The organism is Aequorivita sp. CRS11, assembly GCF_059693805.1.
In genome coordinates, this window is the sequence record NZ_JCATIG010000009.1 from 70,987 (window position 1) to 80,233 (window position 9,247).

Here is a 9,247-nt window from a genome sequence, read left to right on the forward strand (position 1 = left end):
TTATTTTTAATTTCTTGAAGGAAATACCCCTTGTAGCGCAATTATATATCGCACAACCATATAAGGCTGCATATTGTTTACTGCTTGGCCTCCTCCAGTATTGGCTACTGATGTATTTGACATTGCCACATCAGAAGAAACACCAAATGCATTTGTACCGTCCCCGGCAATAAAAGCACCGTTCGGGTCATCAGTAGTTCCTTCAGCTTTCGCATTTATAGCATGCCCGTGTGATGGCATTTGTGCAATGATTAAGGTATTGGTCTCTGCACCAGATTTTTGACCCATTTGACGGGGAGTAAGGCCAGGACCAGAACCCGTGTGTACTGCAACTCTTCCTCTCATCTCTGGAAGACCAAATGAAGTTCGGCCATCACCTCCATAGGTCGTTCCCAACAAAGAGAAAAGAGCCTGGTTTGAATTGATAGGCAATAATTGGCCATCACAATTGGCCCATTGTCGTGGGTTAAAATTACCTCCAAACATGGAGATTTCTGCAAGTGTTGGATCTGATATTGACATAGTACTTAATTTAAAATATTATTTAATTTCTTGAAGGAAATACCCCTTGGAGCGCAATTATATATCGGACTACCATATAGGGTTGCATATTGTTTATTGCTTGACCTCCACCAGTATTGGCTACTGATGTATTTGACATTGCTACATCTGCTGAAGCACCAAAGGCGTTTGTACCGTCCCCGGCAATAAAAGCGCCACTTGGATTATCGGTGGTTCCTTCTTCTTTAGCATTTATAGCATGCCCGTGTGACGGGAGTTGTGCAACTGTTAAAGTATTTGTTTCTGTTCCTGACCTTTCCCCCATTTGTCGTGGAGTAAGCCCTGGACCGGAACCTGTGTGGACTGCCACCCTTCCTCTCATTTCAGGAAGACCGAAAGTAGTTCTACCGTCACCACCATACATAGTGCCTAAAATTGAAAATAAAGCCGTGTTCTGTGAAATTGCTAATAACTGGCCATCACAATTGGCCCATGATCGTGGGTTGAAGTTTCCGCCAAACATGGAGATTTCTGCAATAGTTGGATCGTAAATTGACATAATATATTTTTAAATTAGTTAGTAATTATGGTTAGACTGAAAAATTAAAATGAATGGTTGTTTCCCCTAAAAAAGTTTCTTTTTGAGGAAATAATTTTTCACCTAAATTTCTGTTTTTTTCCCAATGCTCGCTTGTAATATGAGCGCCTTGTTCAGTTAAAGCCAGTTCTGTGAAAGAAATGTTTTCCGAACTTGAAACTTTGAAATAAATTCGAGCGCTTTTGCCTTTCTCTTTATTTGGGAAATCAGTTATAAATTGATAATTGCCTTCATCATCGGTTTTGAGTTTTGCGCGATGCCTATATTTTGAGGAGTTTGGAGAAAGATGCCATACTTCTACAGTGGCATTTTTTAAAGGAGTAATACCATTTTTATCATAAAGGGTTCCCTTAATTGCAACCGAATTAGAACTGAAAACCCCAGATCTCAAATCTGTTTTGGTCTCAGCATATGGGTTATAACCTGAATATGGGCTTTCAGAAGTAAAAGCACTTGTAATTGTTGGAGTTAATACAGCTAGACCTGTTATGGCAAAAGCAGAATTGCGCATAAAAAGTCTACGCGAAGTAGTGTTTTTCATAATTTGGTTAGTTAGTTATTCTAAGATTTATATCCTTTTACGGGAAAGTTTTTCACAACTATTCTTAAAAAAAGAAAACTTTAAACATTTGACAAGCAAGTTATAAAATAATCCTTAAAACCCTATACGTAGTACTACGTAAATTAAATTGCCCTTTTTAAATGTATATTAGCAGTGTTAAAAATGAAATTATGCCTACCAATAATGCCAAAATAAAGCTAGCCGAAATCACTCAAAATCTAATTTCTGAAAAGGGTGATGCTAACCTTTTAAAAAGCTCCATTGAAGAACTAAAACTACTTTTGGAAAAAGTCTCGGGCTTAAACCAAGAGGCTCCTATAAATTCAGAAAATATCTTGTTGCCCACCGGAAAAGCCATCGGTCCCAAATGGGCAGGAATGTGCATAGAGGACGTTCCGCGCACGCATAAATTCATAAAAGGCATACTTTCCGCAGTGCAGGAGGTTCTGGAAAAAAATCCTAAAAAACCCGTTACCATACTCTATGCAGGCACAGGGCCATTTGCAACATTGGTCTTGCCTTTACTGGCGCTTTTTGAGCCTTCCCAACTCCAACTCATTTTACTGGAAGTAAATAAAGTGAGTATTGAAAGCTTAAAGAGAATTATCAAAGGTTTTGATGCCTATGAATATATACAAGCCATTTATCATTGCGATGCCGCAAATTTTATTGTGCCCTCAGAATTTGAAGCAGATATCCTTTTAATAGAATGTATGCAGCACGCCCTGCTTCGCGAACCCCAAGTGGGTATTACCTATAATCTGCTTCCCCAAATGAAAAAGGATATCGTATTAATTCCCGAAGAAATTTCACTGCACGTGGCACTTGTCGATATGGAAAAGAAAGCAGAATATTTATCTATTGACAATAATGCGGAAAAGGATTATTATGAAAATTCCGAAGCTGTATTCACGCTCAACAAAATGGAAGTACTTCAAAATAATTCCGAATTTAAAAAAGAAGGTTTTCAATTTCCCGAAAAAGAAGTGTCTTTTTCTGAAGAACAGCTCAGCAATCACGACTTTATTACCGTTTCAACTGAGATAACCATTTTTAAAGACATCTCATTAAACATTGACGAAAGTGGCCTAACGGTACCGATGCTTTTAGCAGACCTCAACCACGACCAAAAAGTAATCGGGGCCAAAACACAATATATTGTGGGGACAGAGCCTGGCCTTACCTCTCAATTGTTGCGATCATAAAATTTCGAGAAAATCCATTAAAGTGCAAGTATCACCAAAATGGCGCCTACGGAAATAAACACCCACAATGAAAACCCAAGGATCATGGGTTTCCAACCCGCCGATTTTATTTTTTCGAGTGAAAGTCCGGCACCTATCAAAAAGAGGGTGAGTACCAATAATGACTTTGAAACACTTGTAATGCCCTTGGTCAAAACTTCGGGTATGGGCAGATAACTATTTAAAATAATGGCCAAGATAAAAAGGAAGATAAAGTAAGGGATTTTCACACTTTTTCCTTTCCCCTTAAATAGAAATACCGAAAACAGGGAAAGCGGAATAATCCAAAGCGCCCGTGCCAGTTTAACCGTTGTGGCTACTTTGAGCGCTTCTTCCCCAAAAGTATAGGCAGCGCCCACCACCGAACTGGTATCGTGAATGGCAATGGCGCACCACAGCCCAAACTGTTGTTGGTCCAGTTCAAACAAATGGCCCAAAGGCGGAAAAATAATCAATGCGATGGAATTCAGTAAAAAAATAACCCCCAACGAGATGGAAATATCCTTTTGGGAGGCATTGATTACGGGAGCAACCGCAGCAATGGCACTGCCCCCACAAATAGCGGTTCCCGAAGAAATAAGGTGACTGCTCTTGCGGTTCATTTTTAATAACCTTCCCAATAGATATCCCAAAACCAAAGTTGCCACAATTGAAAAAACGGTAAGTAAAAAACCATCCTTTCCAGCCGTCAAGGTTTCCTTTAAATTCATTCCAAAACCCAAACCCACTACTGCTATTTTCAATAGCCAGTTTACTGCTTTGCTATTCAGGCTTAAAAAGGGGTTTCCCAAAAAATATGTAAATAGAAATCCGCCCACAAGCGCAACCGGGCTGCTTACATAGCCCAAAATGCACAGGACCATGCAAATAACAAAGAGTACTTTTATTACAGTTTCATTGCGCTGTGCCCAAGATTTCATGCTTTTTTATCTTTTTTTTCAGAATTTTCTTCAGCAGTTTGTGGCTCCGTGGCTGTGTTTTTGAAAACCAAAGTTCGGTACGGAAAAGGAATTTCTATCCCCTCGCTGTCAAAACGTTTTTTAATACTTTCCAATAAATCACAGCGCATATCAAAGGAATCTGTATAATCACGAGCCCATACCCAAGCCCGAATGGTAACGGACGAATCGTTTAGGGAAGTAAGCGCCACCCTAACAATGGGCTGGCCATCCAGAACGTCAAGTTCAGAACGGTTGTCCAAAATAAGCGGGTGCTTGGTGCATTCTTCCTGCATAATCTTTTTTGCCAGATCGATATCGCTATCGTAGGAAATGCCAATCTCTATGCGATCGCAGATTTTAAGTTCTCCCAAATCATAGTTTATCAATTTTTCTTTATTGATAATTGCATTGGGAATAACGATCATCTTATTTTCAAAATTTCGAATTACGGTATGCCGAAGGGTAATATCGGTAACCGTGCCCACCATAGTATCCGTAACTTTTATAATATCGCCAATTCTAAAAGGCTTAAAGGAAATGATAAAAACCCCGCCCACAAGATTTGCCAAGGCTTCCTGAGAGGCCACACCGGCAATAAGCGCTAAAACCCCAGCACCGCCGAGTGCAGTTTGAGCCACACCTTTTAATGACGGAAATGCCAATAGCGCAAAAAGCACCCCAATACTGTAAATACCGATTACCGCTACATATCTTAAAAATTTAAAACTTGTGGGGTCTTCAAGATTAGCTATCTTTTTCCGTATGCTCATTCTAAACCACATATTGGCAGAGGCAGCGCCCACAATGGTTACTATGGAAACGATTCCCAAATAGAGAATTAAATTAAAATTGTGTTGGAGCGCTTCGTACTTCTCCTCGTTTACAAAAAGAAAACTCAACAATATAATCCCCAACACCAGCCATAGGGCATTCAGTATTCTTCTTATCCAGCCGATTGCCTTGGGCGATTCGCCAGGATATTTTTTCTGTTCTTGCCTAACCAACCATTTATAGAGCAAATTGGTTGCAAAATGCAATATCAAAACGCCACCTATTACCCCCAAGGCGTAGAGAATATCTGATTGATATGTTTCAAAAAATTCTTTCATCCCTTTAAATTTCTTCCCCAAAAATACTAAATGCAAAACTGTCAATGCTAAAAATGATTTTTAAGTATTCTACCTTTTTCAGATTAAAGGCTTTGAAAGTTTTAATATCTTTAAAACCTCAACAATATTCCCTACGTATGAAGTTTATTTTTTCCACTAAAAGCGCGGTTCTACTACTGTTTCTTTCCTTTACCATTTCTGCCAATTGCCAAGTATTGACCAATTCACAAATTGACAGTTTGGTTCAAAAAACAATGAAAACCTTTGATGTGCCCGGTATGGCTGTAGCGGTTTTGAAGGACGGTAAAATCTATCATAAAAACACGTATGGCGTACGTTCCATAAAAACAAATGCCGAAGTGAACGAAAACACACTTTTTGGTGTAGCTTCAAACACCAAGGCGTTTACAACTGCCGCACTTGCGCAGTTAATAGACCAGGGCAAAATAACCTGGGACACAAAGGTAACGGACGTTATCCCTGAATTTAAACTTTACGATCCTTACGTAACTGCTGAATTTACTATACGCGACTTGGTAACCCACCGCAGTGGTTTGGGTCTCGGCGCAGGCGATTTGATGATTTTTCCGGCAAACAATACAACCACTAAAGCTGAAATGATCCACAACCTTAGGTACCTAAAACCAGTTTCGTCCTTCCGCTCTAAGTTTGATTATGACAACCTGCTGTATATAGTGGCGGGGGAAATCGTGGCGAGGGTGTCCGGCAAAAGCTATGACGATTATATTGCAGAAAATTTCTTCAAACCTTTGGGAATGGACCGTTCCCTGCTTTCCATTCCTGCCATTGAAGCAGATAACAACCGCATTGATGGTCACGCCCCAGTGAATGGTAAATTGGAAATTACGGGCAATACCTTTACCCAACTCGCCACACCAGCGGGCGGTATTTATGCCTCCATCAACGATATGGGCACTTGGGTACAGGCACAACTGAACAAAGGAAAATATGGCGAAAAACTTAAGGACAGCCTTTTTAGTGAAAAAATGCACCGCGAAATGTGGACACCACAAACCCTATTGCGTACTGGTAGCGGCCCTTACAATACACACTTTTTGGCATATGGGCTGGGTTGGTTTTTAAGCGATGTAAATGGCTATTTTCAGGTTACCCACACCGGCGGTCTGCTGGGTATTGTGAGCCAAGTAACCCTGATACCAGAGCTAGACCTTGGTATCATCGTGCTCACCAACCAGCAAAGTGGTTCGGCATTTAATGCGGTTACTAATTCCATTAAGGATGGCTATTTTAATATTAAAGGGGAAGACAGGATAAAACAATACAACGAGCGCCGCTTGGCGGGCGAACGGGAGGAAGACAGTATTGTAAAAACACTGGAGACTGCCCTGCAAAAACAACTAAAAAGCAAAGCGCCCAAACCAGATATTACCACTGTACTCGGCACCTACCAAGACCCTTGGTTTGGAAACGTAACCATAAGCAACCAAAACGGAGACCTACGGTTTAAAGCTGAAAAATCATTGGATCTGGTGGGTACAATGACCTTTTACAAGGGCACTACCTATGTGGTACGATGGGACGATGCCTCTTTAAAGGCCGATGCTTTTGTAAACTTTTCACTAGATACCGAAGGGAGGGCCAAAGGGTTTGCTATGACCGCTATCTCACCTTTAACCGATTTTAGTTACGACTATCAGGATCTGAAGTTTGAAAGGGTGGAGTGAGGGGATTGATTATAGCCTTTATTGGACTCATTTATTTATGCATTCCCTAATTTTTTCAATCTGCACTAGTCTATTATCACTGAAAGAATGATGGCTAACTATTAATAAATCTTCTCCGGAAAGAGGATAATTTGAAGCAGTTATTTAGGCTTAAAATCAAATAAATTATTGAGGTATTGCCTTTTACTCCTTATCAATCTCGTCGGTAACGGATTTTAAAAAGCGGGCGACCGCATAATGCCGAACGTTGCTATCGGCTTCCGGCCAGGCACTGTTGATTGCAATTACAAGGTTCCTTGATGGGTTTATATAAATAAGCTGCCCGTAAATTCCCATGGCTTGAAAACTATTGGCATCAAAAATCCACCACCCAAAGCCATATCCTCCCCCGGGCCATAAGGGCATGTGTATTTGGGTTGCTTCCTTAAACCAATCATCGGGAACAATTTGCGCTCCATTAATATAGCCATCCTCGAGTACAAATTGTCCGAACCTTCCAAAATCACGCAGCCGCATTTGAAGACAACAACCTGCCATTTCCTGTCCCGTACCGTCCAGTCGCCAGTTGGCGGATTGCTCCATGCCATAGGGAGCCCAGATTTTGGACGAAAGATAGTGCGAGAGGCTCTGACCCGTAGCCGCACTTATAAGGGCACCCAGCAGGTGCGTTTCACCAGTACTGTAATTGAATTTTTTTCCAGGTTCGTTCTCGGCCGGCAATTGGCGCATATAGCCAACAATGGCTTTTACGCCATCCTCAGGTTTATATGTATCGAATAAGGCAATGTCTGAATCCGCATCGGTGTAGTTTTCATTCCATTTTATCCCGCTGGTCATGGTAACGAGATGACGGATTTTTACACCCTCCCAGGCGCTTCCCTTTAACTCGGGCAAATAATCTGTTACAGGATCGTCAATGCTCTTAATGTACCCATCCTTAATGGCAACGCCTAGCAGTGTACTTGTCACCGATTTTGCAACGGACAAAGATGACCAAGGATTGGTAGCATTATGGTCCAGCGCATAGCGTTCCAGGCGCACCTTTCCATTTTGTAAAACTAGAAGGCCGGCTACGTACTGTTCCTTTATAAAGTCCTCCAATTCCTTTTCTTTTGCTCCACCAGCGTCAAAGGCGGCGAAGGGCAATCCTGTGGGGAGTTCCCTGATGGTATTTCCCATGGGCACCTCATGTACTTCGGGATTTTGGGAAGGTTGTGGAGTAATGGAGTCCGCATCCACGGTTTGTTGTGCAAAGGTCCCCGTACCTAAGCCAAGAATAAGGGCAAGTGCAATGATGAATGGAATTTGAGAATGGAAGCGTGCAAAAATGGGCATTGTTTGTCTGTTGGTTTTCACTGTTTTAAATGTTTTGGAATGGCTTATAAAAACCTATAAATCCTTCGGCTAAAATATAAATATAATGATTTTCAATTTTAGCGGTGGTCAATAAGTTGCTGAAACAGTGCTTTGCCATTGCAAAATCGGGATTGCCCTATGATGCGGAATTTGTTTCGGTGCTGGCGCTAAAATAATTGTGTTTTAGACAAAAAAAATAGGTTACAGATCTATTTTCTCAATCTGTAAGCCTAGAATAATACTGTCAAAAATTTAATGAAGAAATATGTTGTTTTTTACCTCAGTTCTTTGTTGCCACACGTTTTTATTTCCCTATATGTTCAGTCACAACCCAATATTTTTGTGTCGAGCCTTGTTCTCTAATTACAGAATATGCAAAGTGATTACTTATTAATCTAACTTTTAATCCCTTTTGTAAAGTTCTCACGTCTCCGTTTAAAATCATTAAATTTAATGCATATGTGTCATTATCGGCTATGTACCTAAACATTTCATCAAAATTTTCTTTACTTGTACCCACATAGGTTTCATTTGTAATAATGTATTCTGATGTGTTCGAATTATTATTGTCAGTAAGTTGAGAGACAATCAAAAGAACTAAAATTGACCCTCCCGTTAGCCATTTCCACAAATTACTATTTTCATTTGATTTAGGTTGAACATATGTTTTTGAAACATATTTGGTTTTAGATTCTTTTTTATTTTCGACTTTCTGTTGTGAAATTTTATTTGGTATTAATTTTTTGTCAGAGAGAAATATTCGCCATTGTTTGGGTGAAGATTCTGTTTGTTCAGCGTTTTTTATTTCTCCATTTTCTAAAATCTTTTTTAAAAATCCACTTTCTTTTTCAGATTCAGTAATATGTCCATTTTCATAAAGAGATTTATTGGCTTGACCTAAAGTCATATAATTTTTACCTTTCAAAATAAGCTCTTTATCAATTGCGCTAATTAGAAGTTTATTTCTCGACATATTGATTTTTTTCAAATGTGTGGCAACGGTTTTGGCTATGGTTTCGCTGCGGAATAATTCGGCAGAATTATTCCGAGTATTCCCCAAAGTTAATAAAATGCTTGGAATTTCCGATAGGGAATTCCGTAGCAGTGAACTATAGCCGTTGTGCCTGTTGCACAACCACCTCTTCAAATATAGCAAAAGGCTTGTATAAAATTGAGAAGTTTATTAATTTCATGCCTATGCAAGGCAAGAAAAACTATCAGGAAAAACTC

General features: G+C 40.0%; 9 protein-coding genes. 2 read left to right on the forward strand and 7 right to left on the reverse strand.

Annotated features, from left to right (window positions below; all coding sequences use genetic code 11):
• Positions 1-6: 6 nt before the first annotated feature.
• The 3 genes from AC58DT_RS14015 to AC58DT_RS14025 are packed head-to-tail and all read right to left on the reverse strand — an operon-like array spanning position 7 to position 1,640.
• Positions 7-522 carry a phage tail protein gene (locus tag AC58DT_RS14015; RefSeq protein WP_497217441.1) on the reverse strand — a complete coding sequence of 172 codons (516 nt, stop codon included), beginning with the start codon at positions 520-522 and terminating at the stop codon, positions 7-9.
• A 22-nt stretch (positions 523-544) separates the two neighbouring features.
• On the reverse strand, positions 545-1,060 hold the full coding sequence (locus tag AC58DT_RS14020) for a phage tail protein (protein ID WP_497217442.1): 516 nt from the start codon (positions 1,058-1,060) through the stop codon (positions 545-547).
• 31 nt (positions 1,061-1,091) lie between these two features.
• Positions 1,092-1,640: a hypothetical protein gene (locus tag AC58DT_RS14025; protein ID WP_497217443.1), complete on the reverse strand. Its 549-nt coding sequence runs from the start codon at positions 1,638-1,640 to the stop codon at positions 1,092-1,094.
• A 191-nt stretch (positions 1,641-1,831) separates the two neighbouring features.
• Here AC58DT_RS14025 and AC58DT_RS14030 point away from each other — a divergent pair, with 191 nt between their 5' ends.
• Positions 1,832-2,866 carry an SAM-dependent methyltransferase gene (locus AC58DT_RS14030; protein ID WP_497217444.1) on the forward strand — a complete coding sequence of 345 codons (1,035 nt, stop codon included), beginning with the start codon at positions 1,832-1,834 and terminating at the stop codon, positions 2,864-2,866.
• Between the two features lie 17 nt (positions 2,867-2,883).
• On the opposite strand, the gene AC58DT_RS14035 is transcribed toward AC58DT_RS14030, so the two are convergent.
• Positions 2,884-3,825: a YeiH family protein gene (locus tag AC58DT_RS14035; protein ID WP_497217445.1), complete on the reverse strand. Its 942-nt coding sequence runs from the start codon at positions 3,823-3,825 to the stop codon at positions 2,884-2,886.
• Positions 3,822-4,955, reverse strand: a complete 1,134-nt coding sequence (locus AC58DT_RS14040; RefSeq protein WP_497217446.1) for a mechanosensitive ion channel family protein — start codon at positions 4,953-4,955, stop codon at positions 3,822-3,824. The genes AC58DT_RS14035 and AC58DT_RS14040 overlap by 4 nt, the downstream gene beginning before the upstream one ends.
• A gap of 137 nt (positions 4,956-5,092) precedes the next feature.
• On the opposite strand from AC58DT_RS14040, the gene AC58DT_RS14045 reads away from it, so the two are divergent.
• Positions 5,093-6,661: a serine hydrolase gene (locus AC58DT_RS14045; protein ID WP_497217447.1), complete on the forward strand. Its 1,569-nt coding sequence runs from the start codon at positions 5,093-5,095 to the stop codon at positions 6,659-6,661.
• 183 nt (positions 6,662-6,844) lie between these two features.
• Here AC58DT_RS14045 and AC58DT_RS14050 read toward each other — a convergent pair whose 3' ends face one another.
• Complete coding sequence (locus AC58DT_RS14050; RefSeq protein WP_497217448.1) at positions 6,845-8,017, reverse strand: serine hydrolase domain-containing protein; 1,173 nt, start codon at positions 8,015-8,017, stop codon at positions 6,845-6,847.
• Positions 8,018-8,321: 304 nt separating this feature from the next.
• Complete coding sequence (locus AC58DT_RS14055; protein WP_497217449.1) at positions 8,322-9,005, reverse strand: hypothetical protein; 684 nt, start codon at positions 9,003-9,005, stop codon at positions 8,322-8,324.
• Between the last annotated feature and the right edge of the window lie 242 nt (positions 9,006-9,247).